We start from the raw sequence: 20450 nt of genomic DNA, 5'->3' as shown, positions 1-20450 counted from the left end.
ACGGGCGCGCGGAGGGTGCGGCCTGACGTTCCGGGAGGGTGGGCCGTGGGTGACCGGCCGGAACGCTGAGTACGGAGGGCGCTTTCGCGCGTATGTGCCTGCGCGGGTCCCGAAGACCCGCGATGCGCACGCGAGTGCGGCACGCAAGGATGGTCGATGTCAGGACCGGCGGGCGTCCACCCGGCAGCACCGGCACCCGGCGGCACCGATACCGAGGTCACCAGGAGCAACCTTTATGAGCAGTTCAGCGCAGATCGGCGTCACCGGGCTCGCGGTCATGGGCCGCAACCTCGCACGTAATTTCGCCCGCAACGGCTACACGGTCGCGGTGCACAACCGGACCGCGGCCCGCACGCACGCGCTGGTGGAGGAGTTCGGTCACGAGGGGAGCTTCGTGGCGGCCGAGACGGCCAAGGAGTTCGTGGCGGCGCTGGAGCGGCCGCGGCGCCTGGTCGTGATGGTGAAGGCCGGCGAGCCGACGGACGCGGTGATCGAGGAGTTCGCCCCGCTGCTGGAGCCCGGCGACATGATCATCGACGGGGGCAACGCGCACTTCGCGGACACCCGCCGCCGGGAGCGTGCGCTGCGCGAGCAGGGCATCCACTTCGTCGGCATGGGCGTGTCGGGCGGTGAGGAGGGCGCGTTGAACGGCCCGAGCATCATGCCGGGCGGCCCGAAGGAGTCGTACGACTCGCTGGGCCCGATGCTGGAGAAGATCTCCGCGAAGGCGAAGGACGGCTCGCCGTGCGTGACGCACGTGGGTCCGGACGGCGCGGGTCACTTCGTGAAGATGGTGCACAACGGCATCGAGTACGCCGATATGCAGCTGATCGGTGAGGCGTACCAGCTGCTGCGCGACGTCGCCGGGTACTCCCCCGCGCAGATCGCGGACATCTTCCGCACCTGGAACCAGGGCCGGCTCGACTCGTACCTGATCGAGATCACCGCGGAGGTGCTGTCGCACGTGGACGCGGCGACGGGCAAGCCGTTCGTCGACGTGGTGGTGGACCAGGCGGAGCAGAAGGGCACGGGGCGCTGGACCGTGCAGATCGCCCTGGACCTGGGCGTGCCGGTGTCGGGCATCGCGGAGGCGGTGTTCGCGCGCTCGCTGTCGGGGCACGCGGCGCTGCGGGAGGCCTCGCAGGGGCTGGCGGGTCCGAAGCCTACGCCGATGGGCGAGGCGGAGGCGTCGGCGTTCGCCGACCGGGTGGAACAGGCGCTGTACGCGTCGAAGATCGTGTCGTACACGCAGGGCTTCCACGAGATCGCGGCGGGCAGCGAGGAGTACGGCTGGGGCATCGACCTCGGCGCGGTGTCGGCGATCTGGCGCGGTGGGTGCATCATCCGGGCGGCGTTCCTGGACCGCATCCGGGCCGCGTACGACACGCGGGCCGACCTGCCGAGCCTGCTGTCGGACGAGACGTTCGCCCGCGAGATCGCGGAGGCGCAGGACGACTGGCGCGAGGTCCTGATCGCGGCGACCCGCCAGGGCGTCCCGACACCCGGCTTCGCGGCGGCGCTCGCGTACTACGACGCGCTGCGCGCGGAACGGTTGCCGGCTGCGCTGACGCAGGGGCAGCGGGACTTCTTCGGGGCGCACACGTATCGGCGGGTGGACCGGGAGGGGTCGTTCCACACGCTGTGGGGTGGGGATCGGTCGGAGGTGTCGGCGTAGAGCCTGCGGGTGCGGGTGCGGGTGCGTGGGGGCTGGTCGCGCCGTTCCCCGCGCCCCCCCGGGGGGCTGCGACAACCCCCGCCCGTGCGGGCCGGTGGGGGCTGATCGCGCCGTTCCTCGCGCCCCCGGGAGCGGCTGTACCGCGCCCGAAGGGGCGCGGGGAACGGCGCGCTCGGCCCCCACGCACCCGCAGAGGCGGGAGAAGGCTGTCCCCTCCCAGGGGCGCGGGGAACTGCGCGGCCAGCCCCCACGCACCCGCACGGACCGGGGGCGGCCGGCCCCACCGAAGCCTCCGGAGCAGTGGGACCGCTGCACACCCAGGGGCGCGGGGAACGGCGCGACCAGCCCCCACGCACCTCAGGTCAGCGGAGGCCCCGGCTCCGGAGTCGGAGGCGGCTCAGGCCCCGGAGGAATCGGAGACGGCGGCGGCTCGGGCGGCGGCCCCGGCGGCTGCGGCCCAGGCCCCGGCGGCGGCTGAGGCGGCTCAGGCGCGGGCCCCGGCTCGGGCGCGGGCCCCGGCTCGGGCGGCGGCGGCTGCGCGGGATCCGGCCCCGGAGCGGGACCGGGCGTGGGCCCCGGCGGAACAGGATCCGGGTACGGGTTCGTCATGACGCGTAACCTCCGACCGTTCGGTCGACATGGGCTCTGGTCTGGACTACTCCCCACGCCTACCCGGCGCCCCCGCCCACACTCACCCGAGCGCGTGACGGAACGACGGCCGCCCGGGTGCGCCCACCGCACCCCGGTCAGAACCGCTCAGGATGCTCCGCCAGCCACCGCTTGGCCCCGCGCAACAGCTCCGGATCAGCGGCAGGCGCCTCCTCCGGATGCCGGGCGGCCCACCGCACGACGTACGGACACAGCGGCGCGACCACGACACCCTCACGCGCGGCAAGGCCGTACAGCTCACGGGCGAGCGACCCGGCGATGCCCTTCCCCTCATGAGCGGGCTCGACGACGGTGTGCACGGGAACCAGCGCGGGCGCGGGCTCGTCGAGGACGAAGTACTCGATCCGCCCGACCACCTCACCGCCCTCGACCGCCTCGAGCCGCCCGGCACCCCGGTCGTCGCGGATCTCGACACCACCCACGCCCGTCACACTCCTCTTCTTCGGCTGTCTCCGACGCCACTCAGGCCGTGGCCGTGGCCACGGCCTGCGGGCTGCGCTCCTGGTCCGACCCAGGCACCGGCTCGGACGGATCGGCGCCGAGCGCGACGATACGGTTGCCGCCGTCCACATGGACGACGCGCGGCTCCAGTGCCCGCGCCTCGGCGTCGGTCACCTGGGCGTAGCTGATGATGATCACGAGGTCGCCCGGGTGCACGAGGTGGGCGGCGGCCCCGTTGATCCCGATCACACCGGACCCGCGCTCCCCCTCGATGACGTACGTCTCGAGCCGGGCGCCGTTGGTGATGTCGACGATGTGCACGAGCTCACCGGGCAGCAGATCGGCGGCGTCGAGCAGATCGGCGTCGATCGTCACGGATCCCACGTAGTGCAGGTCGGCCTGGGTGACGGTGGCACGGTGGATCTTGGACTTGAAAAGAGTACGCAGCACTTCGGACTCCTGTATGACGGCTCCCTGCCAGCTTTGTGCAGGTCAAGGGCGTCCTTCACTGTACACCGGCACGCATCGCACTCGGAGATCCCGGAGAACATGGACCCCTCTCGGGTAAGAAGGCTCCTCGCCTGCGCTTCCGTCCAATTCAGACTGTCGCACCATGGCCGACCAGGCACCGACCCGAACCTCTGTCCCGGAATGCTGCGGACTCATGCTGACCGGATGCTGACTGACCTGACGATGCGCCAGGCCGCGACGCCCTGGTCCGCGCGGCCATCACCGAAGCCGGGTGCGAGGTGGCCGATGCTGTCACCGCCTAATGGGAGCTACGGAGCCGGGGGATGCTTGGTTCCGTAGTTGCCAGGAGGTGAGCACTATTGCCGCCGGAAGCACGGACTTCTGCTGTCAGACCGTGCCCCTGTTGGTGGCCGGGAGGCCAGACCGCTGATGGGGTGGCGTGCCCGCCCTGCGGGGCGTGAGCACTGGATCCATTAGGCCGCGCGCCGAGCCTTCCGCAGGCTACGCCGCAGGATCAGGAACGGACTTGGGGAGGGCTTGTTGCTGCTGATCGGTGACGACTGGGCCGAGGACCACCACGATGTCGAACTCCAGGACGAGGCTGGCCGCAAGCTGGCCGCCGCGACCTTACCCGAAGGCGTGACGGGCATCGGCCGGCTCCACGAACTCATCGCACGTCACGGCGGTGAGCTGGACCCCGGGAAGGTGATCGTTGGCATCGAGACCGACCGGGGCTCGTGGGTTCAGGCCCTAATCGCCTCTGGCTACCAGGTCTACGCGATCAACCCCCGGCAGGTGGCCCGGTTCAAAGAGCGGGTATGCCTCCTCCGGGGCCAAGAGCGACAAGGGCGACGCGCACGCGCTGGCCGACATGGTCCGCATCGACCGCGACCAGCTGCGGCCGGTGGCCGGGGACAGCGACCAGGCCCAGGCCGTCAAAGTCGTCGCCCGCGCCCACCAGACCCTGGTCTGGGAGCGAACTCGCACCTTTCAGCGGCTTCGCAGCACGCTGCGCGAGTACTTCCCCGCCGCCCTGAATGCCTACTCCGACCTCGCTCTGACCAGCACCGACGCACTAGAACTGCTGATCAAGGCCCCCACGCCGGACAGGGCGGCCAAGCTGACCCGCACGCAGATCACCGCCGTCCTGACCCGCCACCGCCGACGCAACCGCGACGCGAAGGCGGCCACCATCCAGACCGCGCTTCGCGAACGACAGCTCGCACTGCCCGAGCCGGTCACAGCGGCCTACGCGGCCGCCGTGACCGTTCACGCGCGGCTGATCATCGCGCTGAACGAGCAGATCGCCGCGATGGAAGAAGAGGTGAAGGCCCATTCTCTGAAGCACCCGGACGCTGAGATCTACCTCTCGATGCCCGGCATCGGGGAAATCACCGGTGCCCGGGTGCTCGCCGAGTTCGGAGACGACCCCGCCCGTTACGCCTCCGCGAAGGCCCGCAAGAACTACGCCGGCACCAGCCCGATCACCCGCGCCTCCGGCAAGAGCCACACCGTCCAAGCCCGCTACGTCCGCAACAACCGACTCGCCGACGCCCTCCAGCGCCAGGCTTTCTGCGCACTGCAAGCATCCCCCGGCGCCCGCCGCTACTACGACAGACAACGCGCCCGCGACGTCGACTACAACCCCGCCCTGCGCCAGCTCGGCAACCGCCTCGTCGGCATCCTCCACGGGTGCCTCAAAACCCGCACCTCCTACGACGAAGCAATCGCTTGGTCGCACCACGCACACCCCCATGCCGCTTGACCTCAAACGGCATGGGGTGTCTGACAGCGCGTGGCGGAGCGCCATACGCCCCACGGTGCTCCGCCGCGCGGCGGCGTCACCAGGACCCGGGCCGGATGACCACCGCCAGGACCTCCGGTCCGCCGTTCACCTCCGCCGACGGGGTCGTCTTCGACCTGGAGACGCTCCACCCGGGCGCGTGGGCCGCTTTCTGGCACACCCTCGGCGCACCAGCGAACGCGGTACGGCGCGGCTGGCGGCCCTTCCAGTTCCGGTACGCCACGGCCTGCGCGCCCTTTCCCCAGGAGCTGCACGCCTCGGCCCGCGGCCACCGCTGGGAGCGCGCCCAGGAAGCGGCCCGGTCCTCCGGAGCCGAGGTGTGCGCCCTGAACACGCTCACCGAACGGGCCGCCGAGCACGACGGGTCTCCGCCCTGGAAGCTGACGGCGCACGAGGCGTCGTACCCCGGATCCGGTGCACCACCGCCCGTCGACGCCACGCTGGCCGGGCTGACCGTCTTGGAGGACGGGCGCTGGATCCAGGCGCCGCTCACCGCGCATCTGCTGAGCCTGCTCGGCGCCGAAGTGGTGCGGATCGAGCAGCCAGGCGGTGATCCGCTGCGCGGCATGCCGCCGACCTGCTCGGGGGTCTCGGCCCGCTGGCTCGCACTCAACCGGGGCAAGAAGGCCGTCGAGGTGGACATCAAGTCCGCCGCGGACCGCGAGCGGCTGCGCGCGATGGCAGCGGACGCCGATGTGTTCCTGCACAACTGGGCGCCCGGCAAGGCCGCCGCGCTCGGCCTGGACAACGAAGACCTGACCGCCGCCAACCCCGCGCTCGTCCACGCGTACACCAGCGGCTGGGCCGACCGGCTGCCCGGGGCTCCGATGGGCCACCGACTTCATGGTGCAGGCCCGCGCCGAGGTGAGGGAGGCGGTGCGACCCGCGGACGAGTCGCCCGTACCGTCCCTGATGACACTGCTCGACGTACTCGGGGGACTCCTCGCCACCGAGGCCGTCCTCGCGGGCCTGCTGCTGCGTCAGCGCACGGGAATAGGCATGCGGGTGGACTCGTCACTGCTGGGGGCAGCCGACGTACTGACAGCGCCGGCCCGGGCACGCGCCTCGGTCTCATCGACGAGGAGGGCACGCTCCGGGTCGTCGGACGGCTGAAGGACGTGCTGATCCGCGGTGGTGCGAACATCAGCCCGCCGAGGTCGAGGTCGAACTGGCCGCGCACCCGGCGGTCCGGGACGTGGTCTGCGTCGGCGTGTCCGACCCGCTGATGGGCGAGCGGCTCGCGGCCTGCGTCGTGCCCAGGGACGAGGCGGCGCCCACGCTGGAGGAACTGTGCGCCCACCTGGATAGGCCAGGTCTGGAACGACGCAAACACCCCGAGCGCCTGCTGGTGCTGAGTGAGCTGCCCCTGACGCCGGCCGGCAAGCCGGACCAGGCGGTACTGCGGGAACGGTGCACGCCCGAAGCGGAGCGACAGCAGCAGCCTTTGGCTTCGGCCGACTGACCCGCCGGACGACAAGGGCGCTCGGAGTGTTCCCCGAGCGGCCCTTGTCATCCGGCGCCACGGCTCAGGAGGCGTTCATCGCCTTCTCCAGCGTCGTCGCCGCGTTCTTGTAGAAGGTCAGCAGATCCATGCCCTTGTCCGGGTAGTTGACGATCCCCACCTGGCGCGCGCCCGAGTCGGGCAGCACGGTGCCGGTCGTCATGTGCACGTTGTCGGGCACCAGTTGGGGCTTCTTCCTGGACAGGTCGGACAACTGCTCGGCCGTCACGGCCTCGGGTCCGTACGTGCCGACCACCTCGGCCCCGGCCAGCTTCGCCGACCAGGCGGAGAAGACCTGGACCACGATGGTGGGCGCCTTGCCGTCCGGCCAGGCGCTCTTGGACTTGGTCTCCCGGACGGGCCGCCGCACGTTCGGCCACGCGATGGCTGGGCACCGGAATCACGGCGCCATGGACGCCGGCCGGTTCGAGCGCGTCCAGGACGTGCAGCCCAGACACGCCGGAAGGGCCTCCGACCGGGTCGTCCCGGCCGGAGGCCCTTCCTTGTGCCGCCTGCAGGTGAAGGGTGAGAAGACGATCACGAGCAGGACGTCATACGGCCCTCGCGGTCAGGGATTCAGCAGCAGCACGTCGGCGCGGGACTTGGCGGCCTCATAGCGCCTGGCCACGTCCTGCCAGTTGACGACGGCCCACATGGCGTCGATGAAGTCGACCTTCTGGTTCTTGTACTGGAGGTAGAAGGCGTGCTCCCAGGCGTCGAAGACCAGGATCGGGATGGAGCCCTGGCCCACATTGCCCTGGTGGTCGTAGACCTGCTCGACGATCAGCCGGCCGCTCAGCGGCTCGTACGCCAGGACGCCCCAACCCGAACCCTGAGTGGTCGCGGCGGCCTTGGTGAGCTGCGCCTTGAAGCCGGCGAAGGAGCCGAACGACTCGGCGATCGCGTCCGCGAGGTCACCGACACCGTCGGCGGCCAGGGGCTCGCCGCCGCCGTCACCAGTCATGTTGTGCCAGTAGATCGAGTGCAGGATGTGGCCGGAGAGGTGGAAGGCCAGGTTCTTCTCCAGGCCGTTGATCGAGCCCCACTGCTCCTTGTCCCGAGCCTCGGCGAGCTGCTCCAGCGTGTCGTTGGCGCCCCTGACGTACGCAGCGTGGTGCTTGTCGTGGTGCAGCTCGATGATCTCCGGACTGATGACCGGGGCGAGCGCCGAGTAGTCGTAGGGCAGCTCCGGGAGCGTGTACACCGCCATGTCCAACATCCTCCGATGTTATTGCAACTCGTATGCAGTTGCACGCTACCAGCAATAGTGGCAATCAATGAACAGGCGCTGGCCCTAGGGCCGTGTCACCGGAACCCCGACCGGCGCACGACGAACGACGGTGCGGCCGATCTCGCGTGCGGCACCCGAACCCACCCCTCTGCCACGAACCCCCTGGTCACGGCGACCCGTTCGTCGCGTTCGGCACACGAATGGCGGACGATCCCCAGCCGACACCTCCATCACCTGGACGCAGGAAGCGGGCCCGCTCCCCGCTCCGTCGGCCAAGACGCGAATGGCGGCGGACTCGTCGCGGCCGAGGGCCTTGAGCGGGACGGACCGTGCGACATCCGGCGGGCCACCCCAGCCGTGGGCGCCGACCCGGACGATTTTCGCCGTGATGACCCATGGCAGCCCGGGCGGGGGCACTGCTGCGCGCCTCGGGACCAGGGGCTGCACCGGAGGAGTCAAGGCCGCATCCCCCCTGGGGGCGGCCATGTGCGCGGAGCCGGTTCGGTGCACGTCATCGGAGATTTTATTGCACACTATTTGCAACAACTTATATGAGGCAGAGAGGTCACCGATGAGGTCTGCGCTGGCGCCGGGCATCGAGTCGTCCTGCAGCAAGACGGGAGCGGACCCGGTCACGCACCTCGGGGACACGCTGGACGACGCGGTCGCGGAGTGCTTCGACAAGGCGGCACGGGTCTTCGGGCTGCCGTATCCGGACGGTCCGGCCATCGAGGCGTTCCCGCCTGCGCCGAGCACGGCGTGAGCGCCTTGGTCGTGGTCGGCTGTGTCGCCGCGAACTCGCGGGTACGGTCGCCGACCGAGGAGCACCGTCTGGCGGCGGGCGCCGAACTGCGGATGCCGCCGCTGCGGCTGTGCACCGACAACGGCGCGATGACCGCCCCCGTCGGCGACCTTCTCGTACGGACGGGCGCCGCACCGGCACCGCTGGAGTACGCCGCACTGCACCCCGTCGTCATGGGGAAGGCGGTGGCCGCCTGATGACCACGGACATCCGTGTGCACCGGGACGCCGGGATACTCACGCACACCGAGTCACTGCGTTCGGTGTACGTCGACGCCTTCTGCGCCCCGCCCTGGCACGAGGACGAGGCGCAGACAACCGAGTTCGCCTCCCGGCTGCCGGCGGACGTGCGGCGTGCCGGGTTCACCGCCGCGACCGCCGTGCGCGACGGGGAGATCGTCGGCTTCGCCACCGCGTGGACCACTCCGTCCCCCTCCCCACCGACCGCGGCTATCCCCGGGCGGCCGCCGGCCTCGGCAACGACCGCACCGCCGACTGGCTGTGCGGAGCCCGGGAAATCGACGAACTCGCCGTCCGGCCCACCGCCCGCGGCACAGGCCTCGCCGCCCGCCTCCTCGAAGCGGTGACCGCAGACGCGCCCGAGGGGCGGGCATGGCTGCTCACCTCGGTCCGGAACGGGCGGGCCATGGCCTTCTACCGCCGCCACGGCTGGACGCAGGCCACCCACCTCTCCCCCGACGGCAAGGGCATCGTCGTCTTCCTCGTCCCGCGCCACCCCGCCCGTTCCCTCGCCCCGCTCCACCTGTGAGCCTTCGGAGCCCCGCCTTGCCCACCGCTCAAATCCGCCGCCATTTCCTCGACATCGTCACCGAGCGCGCCACAACGTGGTCCTCGGCGCCCCACTGGGAACCGATGCCCCGACCTTGCTGTTCGTCAAGCACTGGCCCAGGGCGGCGAGGTCCTGGCACCGTTCCGGGCGCGTGACAGGGGTCACCGCCCGGATCACGGACGTCCGCGTTCCTGAAGCACGGGAGGCGAGGTCGGCACGGTTCGCCGCCAGGTCGGCGGCGATGGCGTCGGTGCCCCGGAACTGGCCTCGCACGGCTACCCGCGCGAGGCCGGACCGGGTGTCTACGACATCCACTCCCCGCGCGTCCCGAGCACTGAGGAGGCCGCGGACCTCCTGCGCACCGGTCTACGGGCCATCCCGGCCGAGCGGCTGTGGGTCAACCCCGACTGCGGCCTGTAGACCCGTGCCTGGCCCGAGACCCGGGCCTCGCTCGAATACCTGGTGGCCGCCGCCCGCACCGTCCGTGACGAGCTGCACGAGCGGCTCGGGATGGGGCTCGGCACGATCGGCGTCGTCCTGGCCGTGGCATCGCTCGTGCAGTTCTCCGGCGGCATCGTCGGCGGAGCCCTAGCGGACCGCACTGCGCCGCAGCCCTCGCTCCGATGCCGTGGTCTTCGGCCAGCAGCGGCTGGCCGCGGGCCGGAGCGCCTGCGCGAGCGGCGTGCTGGTCGGGCAGTTGTACGGCCTCGGCGAACGGACCGGACACACCGGTTGGTTCCTGCTGTTGGCAGCCGCCCAGTGTCTGCTGCTTCCCCCTCTTCTGCTCACGCTGCGCCGCCGCACGGCGCGGCGACCTCTCCCCGACGACGACCACGAAGGAGCACTGACACGCGATGACACGGACGGGCGGCTTCCAGGACGATGACTTCTGGACCGAGTTCCACGACTTCCCCTTCTCCGAGCAGCGCCACGAGCGGGCAGAGGAACTGCTGGACACCTCTCCCCTACTGACCTTCCCGCAGGGTTCGCGCGTACTGGACCTGGGGTGCGGACCGGGGGTGTTCACCGTGCCGCTCGCCCGCCGCGGCCACCGCGTGACCGGAGTGGACGTGGACGAGTGGGCGCGGCGGCGCAGCGAATGGGTTCTGGTCCGGGGCGAGCGGGTGACGCGGGCCACCTTGACGTGGTTCGTGTACAGCGCGGTGGAGCTGCGGCGGATGGCCGAGGAGGCAGGGTTCGACCGCGTGGAGGTCTTCGGTGGGTTCGACGGGCGCCCCTACGGCGAGAGTACCGAGCGGCTCCTTCGGGCGGTCCGCGAAGCGTGAGGGGGCGCGGGGCATGCGGCCGGGTTCGCACGCCCTTTTGCCGTCGGCTCGGAGGAACGTAGGATCACCTGGTCATCGCCGCGACGGGAGACAGGAAGCCGGTGCGAATCCGGCACGGTCCCGCCACTGTGACCGGGGAGCGCCCCTCCAGCATGCCACTGCGCTGTGCGCGGGAAGGCGGAGGGAACGTCGATCCGGGAGTCAGGACACTGGTCCGTCGCGGGCCCGATCCGAGGAGCGCGGACTCCAGGAGGCTTCACGTGTCCCCTTTGTTCACCCCTGCCCGCCCGCGCGGGTTCCTTCGTGCCGCGGCCGCTGCCGTGGCTCTCTCGTCAGTGCTGCTGATCACCGGCTGCGGCTCGTCCGACGGGACCGACGGTGACGGGAAGGCCACCGCGGCGGCACTGGCGGGCTTTCCCGTCACCGTCGACAACTGTGGCGTGAGGACGACCTATGACGAGCCTCCGTCGCGGGTGGTCACCATCCACCAGCACCCTGCGGAACTCATGCTCGCCCTCGGGCTCAAGGACCGCATGGTCGGCACGGCCTTCCCCGACTCCGCCGTCCTGCCCGAGCTGAAGAGGGATTACGAGGCGATCCCCGAACTGGCGGAGAAGGAACCGTCGTTCGAGAAGATCCTGGACGCCGAACCCGACTTCGTCTACGGCGGCTACGGCAGTGCCTTCGCCGAGAACGAGGGCCGCTCCCGCAAGGCGTTCGCCGACGCCGGCATCGACACCTACCTCAACCGTGAGTACTGCGGCAGGAAGCGGGCGACGATGAAGGACACCTACGGCGAGATCCGCACCATCGGCAAGGTCTTCGGTGTCCCGGACCGGGCCGACGAGCTGGTCACGGACCTGCAGACCCGCGTCGGCAAGGCCGCAGCCAAGGTCGAGGGCGAGCCCGAGGTGCCCGTCTTCGTCTACGACAGCGGCGACAAAAGCGCCTTTACCGCGGGCGGCAAGAGCCTGGGTACGGAGCTGATCCGGCTGGCCGGCGGCGAGAACGTCTTCGCCGACCTCGACGACGTCTTCGGCGACGTCTCCTGGGAGCAGGTCGTCGAGCGCAAGCCCGAGGTCATCGCCCTCTACGACTACGCCGGCTCCGGAAGCGTGAGAGAGAAGAAGAAGTTCCTGCTCTCCCAGCCCGCGCTGGCCGACGTACCCGCCGTCAGGAACAAGCGCTTCGTCGTCCTGCCGCTGACCGCCACCCTGGTCGGCATCCGCTCGGCCTACGCGGTCGAGGACCTGGCCCGCGGGCTGCACCCCGAGAGCTTCCGGTGACCCAGGCCGCCACCGGCACGCCCGCCGAGCGGACAGTTCCACGGCGGGAGGCCACCGGGTCAGGACCGGGCCGTACGCGGCAGGCCGTCATCCTGCTGGCCCTCACCGCGTTGCTCGTCGTCTCCGCCACGGCGGGCCTGACGATCGGCTCCGTCCAGGTGCCGCCCGTCCAGGTGTGGGGCATCGTGACGCACGCGCTGGGCGCCGACTGGCAGGATCCGGACTGGTCAGGGGCGCGGGAGACCATCGTGCTGGACGTGCGGGCACCGCGGGTCCTGCTGGGCGCGGTCACCGGAGCCGGCCTGGCGGTGATCGGCACCGCTCTGCAGGCTCTGGTGCGCAACCCGCTCGCCGAGCCGTACCTGCTCGGCGTCTCCTCGGGAGCATCGCTCGGCGCGGTCTCCGTGATCGTGTTCGGGTTCACCCTCTTCGGGCCGGTCTCCCTGTCGGTGGCCGCCTTCGTGGGCGCCCTGGCCGCGCTTGTGCTCGTGTACGCCACCGCCCGCACCGGCGGACGCATCACCGCGTCACGGCTCGTGCTGTCCGGAGTGGCGATCGCCGCGGTGCTCACCGCCGTGCTCCACCTGCTGTTGCTCAGCACCGGCCGCGGCAACGAAGCTCGCGCGGTCCTCGCCTGGACCCTCGGCGGCCTCGGCGGCGTCAACTGGAGCACGCTGTGGCTGCCGAGCACGGCCCTGCTGCTCGGTGTCGGCGTCCTCATGGTTCATGCCCGCCACCTGAACCTGCTGCTGGCCGGCGAGGAGACGGCGACCACGATGGGCCTGGACGTCGCCCGCTTCCGCGCCCGGCTGTTCGTCCTGCTCTCCCTCGTCACGGGCGTGCTGGTCGCGGCGGCCGGGCCGATCGGCTTCGTCGGGCTGATGATGCCGCACATCGTGCGCCTGTTCGTCGGCGGCGACCACCGCCGGGTCCTGCCGACGGCGGCACTCGGCGGAGCGGTCTTCCTCGTCTGGGCCGACATCGCCGCACGGACGGTCGCCGCACCGATGGAGATACCCGTCGGCGTCCTCACCGCCCTGTGCGGCGGGCCGTTCTTCCTGTGGCTGATGCGCCGGGACGCCCGGCGCGGCACCGACCGAGGAGTGGCATGACCGCGACCGAACTGAGCGTCGACGGCGTCACGCTCACCGCCGGAGCCCGCCACCTGGTGCGCGACGTCTCCCTGACCGCCCGCCCGGGCGAGACCATCGGGCTCGTCGGCCCCAACGGCAGCGGGAAGTCCAGCCTCCTGCGCGCCGTCTACCGCGTCCTGCGCCCCGACACCGGCCAGGTCCGCGTCGACGGGGACGACGCCTGGTCGCTGCCGGTGCGGCAACTGGCCCGCACCGTGGCGGCAGTGGTCCAGGACTCGGCGGCCGACTTCGACCTCGCCGTCCGTGAGGTCGTCGCCATGGGCCGCACCCCGCACAAACGGCTCCTCGCCGGCGACACCCCCGAGGACGTCGAACTCATCGACTCCGCCCTCCTCGCGGTCGACGCCGTCCACCTTGCCGACCGTCCCTTCGACCGGCTCTCCGGCGGCGAGCGCCAGCGCGTACTCATCGCGCGCGCCCTCGCCCAGCAGCCCGCCCTCCTCGTCCTCGACGAACCCACCAACCACCTCGACATCCGGCACCAACTGTCCGTGCTCGGCGCCCTGCGCCGCCTGCCCGCCACCGTGCTGCTCGCCCTGCACGACCTCAACCTGGCCGCCTACTACTGCGACCGCCTCTACGTCCTGCACCAAGGCGAGGTCACCGCCTCCGGACCGCCCTCCGAGATTTTCACCCCCCAACTCCTGGCCGAGGTCTACGGAGTGGCGGCGGAAGTCACCACCCATCCGCGCACGGGCGCCCCTCAGGTGACCTTCCTCCCCGAAGAGCCACGCAGATGAAGGCTCCATCCACACCCATCCGCGCCACCTGGGACGGAACGGGGAGCGTGGCCGACACCTCCAGGGCACCGAGGTTCCCAAAAGGGTGCTGGTCTTTGCGGGAGCCGATGCCATGCTCTGGTCGACCGCGGAGAGTTCCTGGCCGGCGTGCCCCGTACCGGTCGCAGAGGTCGCGTCGTCGCCCCGTCGGTGCTCCAGGTACTCGAAAGTGGGGAACTCGGATGCAACGATGCCCATGACGGACTCAGAAACCCGCCGTCCAAAAGCCCCGCCGGGCCGCACCTACGGGGCTTCTCGTGGAATGCCACTGTGACAGGCGCTCTCACGCATCTGTCACCAACTACGCCGACTCCCCCACCTTGCGGTGCTTCAGCTTCGCCGGCTTGTGCGTGTTGGAGTGGATCTGCTCATGCACCCGGTAGACATCGTCCGCCACAACGTTGTGGATGTTCACTGCCCGGGCTTCCCCGTTTCGCAAGCCGCAGCCCACCATCATGACGATCTCAAGCGCGAGATACTCGTCAGCGGCGGTCAGCGCCTTCTTCACGTGGACGAGGGGCGGGATAACCACTTTCCGGCGGACGTACTCTTGGACCGCCTGCACAGGATCGTCCGCCATGGCCCCCTGCCACAGGCGTCCCGCAGGATCGCCTTCAGAGTGCGGAAGCTGTTCACCTGGTTCCGCGGCCCACCCGCTCGGCCTCCAACTCGTCCAGGAAACGCTCGACCACGATCGGCGTGACAGAGTTCAGCTTCCTTGATCCGAGACAGGGAACGATGTGCACGTTAAGAGAAAGACGACGGCCCCGTCCGTTGGCGAAATTCGCCGGGAACTCGGTCAGCAGACGGTCGCGGAATACGCGAAGCAGTGGCGGCCCCGGCAGCGCAGGATGACGGAGTACTCCACGGGTGGCACGTGGACAACTCCATCAGGACTTAATCATGGTGCGCAGCACTCCGGACTCCTGAAAGACGGCTCCCTGTCTGCATTTTGCAGGTCAAGGGCTTTTTCCACACTCTGCAACGAGTCGCACGTCCGGGCAGCTTCCCCCAGGTCTCTCAGAACTCATGCTGACCACTGCCGACTCTTCTGATGGATCGCCAGGCAACTGCAGGAAGGCCCGACCCGTTCCCCGGAGCCCTCACGACGCCCCCAAGCCTACGAGGCGCCTTCCGGAACGGCGTGCGTGATCACCTGTCACTCAGGCGTTCTGGGCAGTAGTCAGTGGACACAAGGATCGTGGCAAGGTGTCTCAAACACTTTCTGGCGTCGAGGGCTGAGCCTCAGCCCTTGCGGGCCTTGACCTCCTCGGTCAGCTGCGGGACGACGTCGAACAGGTCGCCGACGACGCCGAAGTCGACCAGCTCGAAGATCGGGGCCTCGGCGTCCTTGTTGACGGCCACGATGGTCTTCGAGGTCTGCATGCCGGCGCGGTGCTGGATCGCGCCGGAGATGCCGTTGGCGATGTACAGCTGCGGCGACACCGACTTGCCGGTCTGGCCGACCTGGTTGGTGTGCGGGTACCAGCCGGCGTCGACGGCGGCACGCGAGGCGCCGACGGCCGCGCCGAGCGAGTCGGCGAGGGCCTCGATGATCGCGAAGTTCTCCGCGCCGTTGACACCGCGGCCGCCGGAGACGACGATCGCGGCCTCGGTGAGCTCCGGACGGCCGGTGGACTCACGCGGCGTGCGGCCGGTGACCTTGGTGCCGGTCGCCTGCCCGGAGAAGGTGACGCTCAGGGACTCGACCGCGCCGGCGGCCGGGGCGGCCTCCACGGCGGCCGAGTTCGGCTTGACCGTGATGACGGGGGTGCCCTTGGAGACGCGGGACTTGGTGGTGTAGCCGGCGGCGAACACCGACTGCGTGGCCACCGGGCCCTCGTCGCCGGCCTCGAGATCGACGGCGTCGGTGATGATGCCGGAGCCGATGCGCAGCGCCAGGCGGGCGGCGATCTCCTTGCCCTCGGCGGAGGACGGGACCAGCACGGCGGCCGGGGACACCGCGGCGACCGCGGCCTGGAGGGCGTCCACCTTGGGAACGACCAGGTAGTCGGCGTACTCGGCGGCCTCGTGGGTGAGGACCTTGACCGCGCCGTGCTCGGCGAGCGTGGCGGCGGTGTCGCCGGCGCCGTTGCCCAGCGCCACGGCGACCGGCTCGCCGATGCGGCGGGCGAGGGTCAGCAGCTCCAGGGTCGGCTTGCGGACGGCGCCGTCCACGTGGTCGACGTAGACGAGAACTTCAGCCATGGGACTTCTTCTCTCCTGCTTGCGAGGTATGAGGGGCGGGAAGCGAGCCGTGCCTTGCGGCTCAGATGAACTTCTGGCTCGCGAGGAACTCGGCGAGCTGCTTGCCGCCCTCGCCCTCGTCCTTGACGATCGTGCCCGCGGTGCGGGCCGGACGCTCGGACGCCGACTCCACCGTGGTCCAGGCGTTCTGGAGGCCGACCTCGTCGGCGTCGATGTCGAGGTCGGAGAGGTCCCAGGACTCCACCGGCTTCTTCTTGGCCGCCATGATGCCCTTGAAGGACGGGTAGCGGGCCTCGCCCGACTGGTCGGTGACGGACACGACCGCGGGGAGGGAGGCCTCGAGCTGCTCGGAGGCGGCGTCGCCGTCGCGGCGGCCGGTGACCTTGCCGTCCTCGACCTTCACCTCGGACAGGAGCGTCACCTGCGGCACACCGAGGCGCTCCGCGAGCAGCGCCGGGACGACGCCCATGGTGCCGTCGGTGGAGGCCATGCCGGAGACGACCAGGTCGTAACCCGCCTTCTCGACGGCCTTGGCCAGGACCAGGGAGGTGCCGATGGCATCCGTGCCGTGCAGGTCGTCGTCCTCGACGTGGATGGCCTTGTCGGCGCCCATGGACAGCGCCTTGCGCAGCGCGTCCTTGGCGTCCTCGGGACCCACGGTCAGGACGGTGACCTCCACGTCGTCGTCCGAGTTCTCCGCGATCTGCAGCGCCTGCTCGACCGCGTACTCGTCCAGCTCGGAGAGCAGACCGTCCACGTCGTCACGGTCGACGGTCAGGTCATCGGCGAAGTGCCGGTCGCCAGTGGCGTCGGGCACGTACTTCACAGTGACAACGATGTTCACGCCTCGAGTCCTCCTCGCTTGACCAGCTGGCTCGCGATGACGTTCCGCTGGATCTCGTTGGTGCCCTCGCCGACGATCATCAGCGGCGCGTCCCTGAAATAGCGCTCCACGTCGAACTCGGTGGAGTAGCCGTAACCGCCATGGATGCGGACGGCGTTGAGAGCGATCTGCATGGCCGTCTCGGACGCGAACAGCTTGGCCATGCCCGCTTCCATGTCCACGCGCCGGCCGGCATCGGCCTCACGGGCCGCGTAGAGCGTGAGCTGGCGGGCCGCCGTGAGGGAGGTCGCCATGTCGGCCAGGTAGTTGCCGACGGACTGGTGCTTCCAGATTGGCTTGCCGAACGACTCGCGTTCCTGCGCGTAGGCGAGCGCGTCCTCCAGTGCGGCCCGGCCGACGCCCAGTGCGCGGGCGGCAACCTGGAGACGGCCGGTCTCCAGGCCCTTCATCATCTGGGCGAACCCCTTGCCCTCCACACCCCCCAGTACGGCGTCCCTCGGGGCGCGGTAGTCGTCGAAGGACAGCTCGCAGCTCTCAACTCCCTTGTATCCGAGCTTCGGCAGGTCGCGGGAGATCGTCAGTCCGGGACCGTGCTCGACGAGGATGATGGAGATGCCCTGGTGGGCGGGGGAGGCATCGGGGTCGGTCTTGCACAGGAGGGCGATCAGCTGGGAGCGTCGGGAGTTGGTGATCCAGGTCTTCGCGCCGTTCACGAGGTAGCCCTCGTCGTCACGGCGGGCGACCGTGCGCATGGCCTGGAGGTCGGAGCCACCACCGGGTTCGGTGAGTGCCATGGTGGCGCGCACCTCGCCCGTGGCCATCCTCGGCAGATAGCGTCGCTTCTGCTCCTCGGTACCGAAGAGCAGAAGCAGCTTGGCGACGACGGTGTGGCCGCCCATGGCGCCGGCCAGGCTCATCCAGCCCCGGGCCAGCTCCTCGGTGATGAGCACGTAGCAGGGGGTGGAGACGGGAGTACCGCCGTACTCCTCGGGCACCGCGAGGCCGAAGATGCCGAGTTCCTTCATCTGCTCGATGAGTGTCTCGGGGTAGGTGTTGGTGTGGTCGAGTTCCTGCGCGGCGGGCTTGACGTCCTTGACGACGAAGTCGTGCACCGTCCGGACGATGAACTGCTCGTCCTCGGACAGGATGTCGAGAGTGCTCATGGGGCCTCCTTGCTGTGGTTCACGCCGGTGTTCGCTCCGAGCGTCAGACGGCGCCGGCGGTTCGCATCGCGTCGATCCGGGTGGTGTCGTACCCGAGCTGGACGAGGATCTGCTCGGTGTGCTCGCCGAGGGCAGGGACGGCATCCATGCGCGGAGTGGTGCCGGTCAGGTCCACCGGCGGCAGGAGGGCCGCGACGGTCTCACCGCCCGGGATCCGAACCTGCCGCCAGCGGTCCCGACCGGCGAGTACGGGATGGTCGAGGAACTGTTTGACGTCGTTGACCGGCGCGTTGGCGACGCCGATCGTGTCCAGCAGCTTCATCACCTCCTCGCCGTCCGAGGCCGCGACACGCTCCGCCAGAACGGCGTTCAGTTCCCGGCGATGGCTGACTCGTGCGGACCCGGTGGCAAAGCGCGGGTCGTCGATCAGCCCGGGGGTGTCCAGGAAGTGCTCGCACAGGGCAGCCCATTCGCGTTCGTTCTGCACGGAGAGAAGGACGTCCGTGCCGTCGGCGGCGGTGTAGGTGCCGTAGGGGGCGATGGTGGCGTGCTGGGTCCCGACCCTCGGGGGCTGAGCGCCGCTGTACGCCGTGTAGTAGCCGGGCTGGCCCATCCACTCCGCCAGCGCCTCGAACAGCGAGACCTCGACGGCCCGGACGGAGCCCTGTGTGGCCCGCGTGAGCAGAGCGGTGAGGATCCCGCTGTACGCGTACATGCCGGCGGCGATGTCGGCGATGGACACTCCCACGCGGGCTGCTTCCTCAGCGCTTCCGGTGAGGGAGACAAGGCCGGTCTGGCACTGGACGAGCAGGTCGTACGCCTTGCGGTCGGCCCAGGGGCCGCTCGTACCGTATCCGGAGATCGAACACGGGATCAGCGAGGGGAACCGCCGAGCCAGGTCGTCGGCACCTAGGCCCATGCGGGCCGCGGCACCGGGGGCGAGGTTCTGGACGAACACGTCCGCCTGCGCCAGAAGTCGTTCCAGGACTTCGCGTCCCTCTTCGGACTTCAGGTCGAGCGTCACCGACTCCTTCGAGCGGTTGAGCCACACGAAGTAGCTGGACTCGCCGTGCACCGTCGTGTCGTAGCGGCGGGCGAAGTCGCCCCCACCCGGTCGCTCCACCTTGATCACCCGTGCGCCGAGGTCGGCGAGCTGGCGGGTGGCGAAAGGTGCGGCCACCGCCTGCTCGACACTCACGACGGTGACGCCGGACAAGGGGAGACCACCGGCGGGCGGCGCTGAGTTGTCGGCCATGTGTCGACCTCCGGAAGGTGTCGTTGACCAGGACTGGCGTACCATCATGAACATTCATTCCCGGCTAAGTGAAATAGCGATTTTTGATGACGCCATACGTGCTGCGGATGTTTTGAGGAGGGTGACCCCGGATGGACGTCAAACAGCTGAGGGCGCTGGTCACGGTGGCCGAGGTGGGCAGCGTCACGCGCGCGGCCGAGCTGCTGCACCTGGTGCAGCCCGCAGTCACCAGGCAGATCCGCACCCTTGAGGAGGAACTCGGCGTCCCCCTCTTCCAGCGCACCAGGCAGGGCATGCGCCCCACCGACGCCGGCCAGATCATGGTCGACCGGGCTCGCAGGGCCCTGAGCGAACTGGAGCGGGCGCGAGCCGAGGTTCAGCCCCGCTCCGGGCAAGTGACCGGCATCGTCACAGTCGGCCTGCTGGAGAGTACGAGCGATCTTCTCGCCGAGCAGCTGGTCGCAGCTGTCGGCAGAGCGCATCCCGGGGTGGATCTTCGTCTGATGACCGGCTACTCCGGTCATCTTCAGCAATGGCTCGACGAAGGCGACCTCGACCTCACGCTGCTCTACAACCTGGACAGCACCCCGTCACTCAACGCCCGACCCTTGGTACGGGAGCGCCTGTGGGCGGTCGCGCCCGCCTCGGCCGGTCTGCGCGCCGACAACCCGGTGGCGTTCGCGGAGGTAGCGGCGCACCCCCTCGTCATGCCGGCCTCGGGCCATGCCTTGCGCACGCTGATCGACGCGGCGGCGGCCCGGTCGGACAGCACCATGGGGGTCACTGTGCAGACCAACTCCATGCGTGTACAGAAACAGCTGGTCGTGGCGGGACACGGCTGGACGATCCTGCCCGGCGTCGGCATCGCCGAAGATGTGGCGAACGGCAGCCTCAGCGCCGCACCCCTGTGTGAGCCCGACGTCTGGCGGTCGATCGTCCTGGGGACCGCCCGGTACGGACGCGTGCCCCCGGCCGTCGCGGTCGTCGCCCGGGCGTTGGTCGGCCGGATCACGACGGCCGTCTCGCGGGAGCAATGGCCTTCCGCCGAATTGCAGACATCCGAAGACGCCGCGGGGGACGGGTGACGGCGCC

Annotated in this window: 15 protein-coding genes, 6 pseudogenes and 1 riboswitch; of the genes and pseudogenes, 12 read left to right on the top strand and 9 right to left on the bottom strand. The window is 70.2% G+C overall.

Annotation, left to right across the window (positions count from 1 at the left end):
* Window positions 1-235: 235 nt before the first annotated feature.
* On the top strand, window positions 236-1675 hold the full coding sequence (gene gndA, locus ACQY0Z_RS28495; RefSeq protein WP_189900495.1) for an NADP-dependent phosphogluconate dehydrogenase: 1440 nt from the start codon (window positions 236-238) through the stop codon (window positions 1673-1675).
* Window positions 1676-2421: 746 nt separating this feature from the next.
* Here gndA and ACQY0Z_RS28490 read toward each other — a convergent pair.
* Window positions 2422-2766 (bottom strand): GNAT family N-acetyltransferase, encoded by a 345-nt coding sequence (locus tag ACQY0Z_RS28490; protein ID WP_189907150.1) that lies wholly within the window; start codon window positions 2764-2766, stop codon window positions 2422-2424.
* Between the two features lie 40 nt (window positions 2767-2806).
* On the bottom strand, window positions 2807-3235 hold the full coding sequence (panD, locus tag ACQY0Z_RS28485) for an aspartate 1-decarboxylase (protein ID WP_189907151.1): 429 nt from the start codon (window positions 3233-3235) through the stop codon (window positions 2807-2809).
* 561 nt (window positions 3236-3796) lie between these two features.
* Here panD and ACQY0Z_RS28480 point away from each other — a divergent pair.
* The 3 pseudogenes from ACQY0Z_RS28480 to ACQY0Z_RS28470 all read left to right on the top strand — a co-directional run.
* A pseudogene (locus tag ACQY0Z_RS28480) lies at window positions 3797-5021 on the top strand (IS110 family transposase).
* Window positions 5022-5134: 113 nt separating this feature from the next.
* Window positions 5135-6158: pseudogene (locus ACQY0Z_RS28475) on the top strand (CoA transferase); the annotation flags it as partial.
* Window positions 6125-6522 (top strand): annotated as a pseudogene (locus tag ACQY0Z_RS28470) (AMP-binding enzyme); the annotation flags it as partial. The pseudogenes ACQY0Z_RS28475 and ACQY0Z_RS28470, both read left to right, overlap by 34 nt.
* A 64-nt stretch (window positions 6523-6586) precedes the next feature.
* Here the strand turns inward: ACQY0Z_RS28470 and ACQY0Z_RS28465 are convergent.
* Both ACQY0Z_RS28465 and ACQY0Z_RS28460 read right to left on the bottom strand, forming a co-directional pair.
* Window positions 6587-6931, bottom strand: coding sequence for a hypothetical protein (locus ACQY0Z_RS28465; protein WP_189907142.1), 345 nt, complete (start codon window positions 6929-6931; stop codon window positions 6587-6589).
* Between the two features lie 198 nt (window positions 6932-7129).
* Entirely contained in the window at window positions 7130-7771 is a 642-nt protein-coding gene (locus tag ACQY0Z_RS28460) for a superoxide dismutase (RefSeq protein ID WP_189907144.1), read from the bottom strand.
* A 592-nt stretch (window positions 7772-8363) separates the two neighbouring features.
* On the opposite strand from ACQY0Z_RS28460, the pseudogene ACQY0Z_RS28455 reads away from it, so the two are divergent.
* From ACQY0Z_RS28455 to ACQY0Z_RS28425, 7 genes and pseudogenes are all read left to right on the top strand, one after another.
* Window positions 8364-8791: pseudogene (locus tag ACQY0Z_RS28455) on the top strand (hypothetical protein).
* Window positions 8791-9362 (top strand): annotated as a pseudogene (locus tag ACQY0Z_RS28450) (GNAT family N-acetyltransferase). Before ACQY0Z_RS28455 ends, ACQY0Z_RS28450 begins: the two co-directional pseudogenes overlap by 1 nt.
* 273 nt (window positions 9363-9635) lie before the next feature.
* Window positions 9636-9878: pseudogene (locus ACQY0Z_RS28445) on the top strand (5-methyltetrahydropteroyltriglutamate--homocysteine S-methyltransferase); the annotation flags it as partial.
* A 359-nt stretch (window positions 9879-10237) separates the two neighbouring features.
* Window positions 10238-10669 (top strand): class I SAM-dependent methyltransferase, encoded by a 432-nt coding sequence (locus ACQY0Z_RS28440; protein ID WP_189907089.1) that lies wholly within the window; start codon window positions 10238-10240, stop codon window positions 10667-10669.
* Window positions 10670-10723: 54 nt separating this feature from the next.
* Window positions 10724-10901, top strand: a riboswitch (cobalamin riboswitch).
* 28 nt (window positions 10902-10929) lie between these two features.
* Window positions 10930-11955, top strand: a complete 1026-nt coding sequence (locus tag ACQY0Z_RS28435; protein WP_439813037.1) for an ABC transporter substrate-binding protein — start codon at window positions 10930-10932, stop codon at window positions 11953-11955.
* The gene (locus tag ACQY0Z_RS28430) at window positions 11952-13067 is read left to right on the top strand and encodes a FecCD family ABC transporter permease (protein ID WP_189907086.1); all 1116 of its coding nucleotides are present in this window, start codon (window positions 11952-11954) and stop codon (window positions 13065-13067) included. The genes ACQY0Z_RS28435 and ACQY0Z_RS28430 overlap by 4 nt, the downstream gene beginning before the upstream one ends.
* Window positions 13064-13849, top strand: a complete 786-nt coding sequence (locus ACQY0Z_RS28425; protein WP_189907084.1) for an ABC transporter ATP-binding protein — start codon at window positions 13064-13066, stop codon at window positions 13847-13849. The genes ACQY0Z_RS28430 and ACQY0Z_RS28425 overlap by 4 nt, the downstream gene beginning before the upstream one ends.
* Window positions 13850-14189: 340 nt before the next feature.
* On the opposite strand, the gene ACQY0Z_RS28420 is transcribed toward ACQY0Z_RS28425, so the two are convergent.
* From ACQY0Z_RS28420 to ACQY0Z_RS28400, 5 genes are all read right to left on the bottom strand, one after another.
* Entirely contained in the window at window positions 14190-14468 is a 279-nt protein-coding gene (locus tag ACQY0Z_RS28420) for a hypothetical protein (RefSeq protein ID WP_381728070.1), read from the bottom strand.
* Window positions 14469-15133: 665 nt separating this feature from the next.
* Complete coding sequence (locus ACQY0Z_RS28415) at window positions 15134-16096, bottom strand: electron transfer flavoprotein subunit alpha/FixB family protein (protein ID WP_254588781.1); 963 nt, start codon at window positions 16094-16096, stop codon at window positions 15134-15136.
* Between the two features lie 61 nt (window positions 16097-16157).
* A complete protein-coding gene (locus ACQY0Z_RS28410) occupies window positions 16158-16940 on the bottom strand; it encodes an electron transfer flavoprotein subunit beta/FixA family protein (protein WP_439813036.1) in 783 nt (260 codons plus the stop codon).
* On the bottom strand, window positions 16937-18103 hold the full coding sequence (locus ACQY0Z_RS28405) for an acyl-CoA dehydrogenase family protein (protein WP_189907068.1): 1167 nt from the start codon (window positions 18101-18103) through the stop codon (window positions 16937-16939). Before ACQY0Z_RS28405 ends, ACQY0Z_RS28410 begins: the two co-directional genes overlap by 4 nt.
* Window positions 18104-18146: 43 nt before the next feature.
* On the bottom strand, window positions 18147-19358 hold the full coding sequence (locus ACQY0Z_RS28400) for a CaiB/BaiF CoA transferase family protein (protein WP_439813035.1): 1212 nt from the start codon (window positions 19356-19358) through the stop codon (window positions 18147-18149).
* A 131-nt stretch (window positions 19359-19489) separates the two neighbouring features.
* On the opposite strand from ACQY0Z_RS28400, the gene ACQY0Z_RS28395 reads away from it, so the two are divergent.
* Window positions 19490-20443 carry a LysR family transcriptional regulator gene (locus ACQY0Z_RS28395; RefSeq protein ID WP_254586292.1) on the top strand — a complete coding sequence of 318 codons (954 nt, stop codon included), beginning with the start codon at window positions 19490-19492 and terminating at the stop codon, window positions 20441-20443.
* Window positions 20444-20450 lie beyond the last annotated feature (7 nt).

Source organism: Streptomyces sp. P9-2 (assembly GCF_051903975.1).
Classification (GTDB): Bacteria; Actinomycetota; Actinomycetes; order Streptomycetales; family Streptomycetaceae; genus Streptomyces; species Streptomyces cellulosae.
Note: the sequence above shows the minus strand (reverse complement) of the source record. Positions and strands in the feature narration are given on the sequence as shown.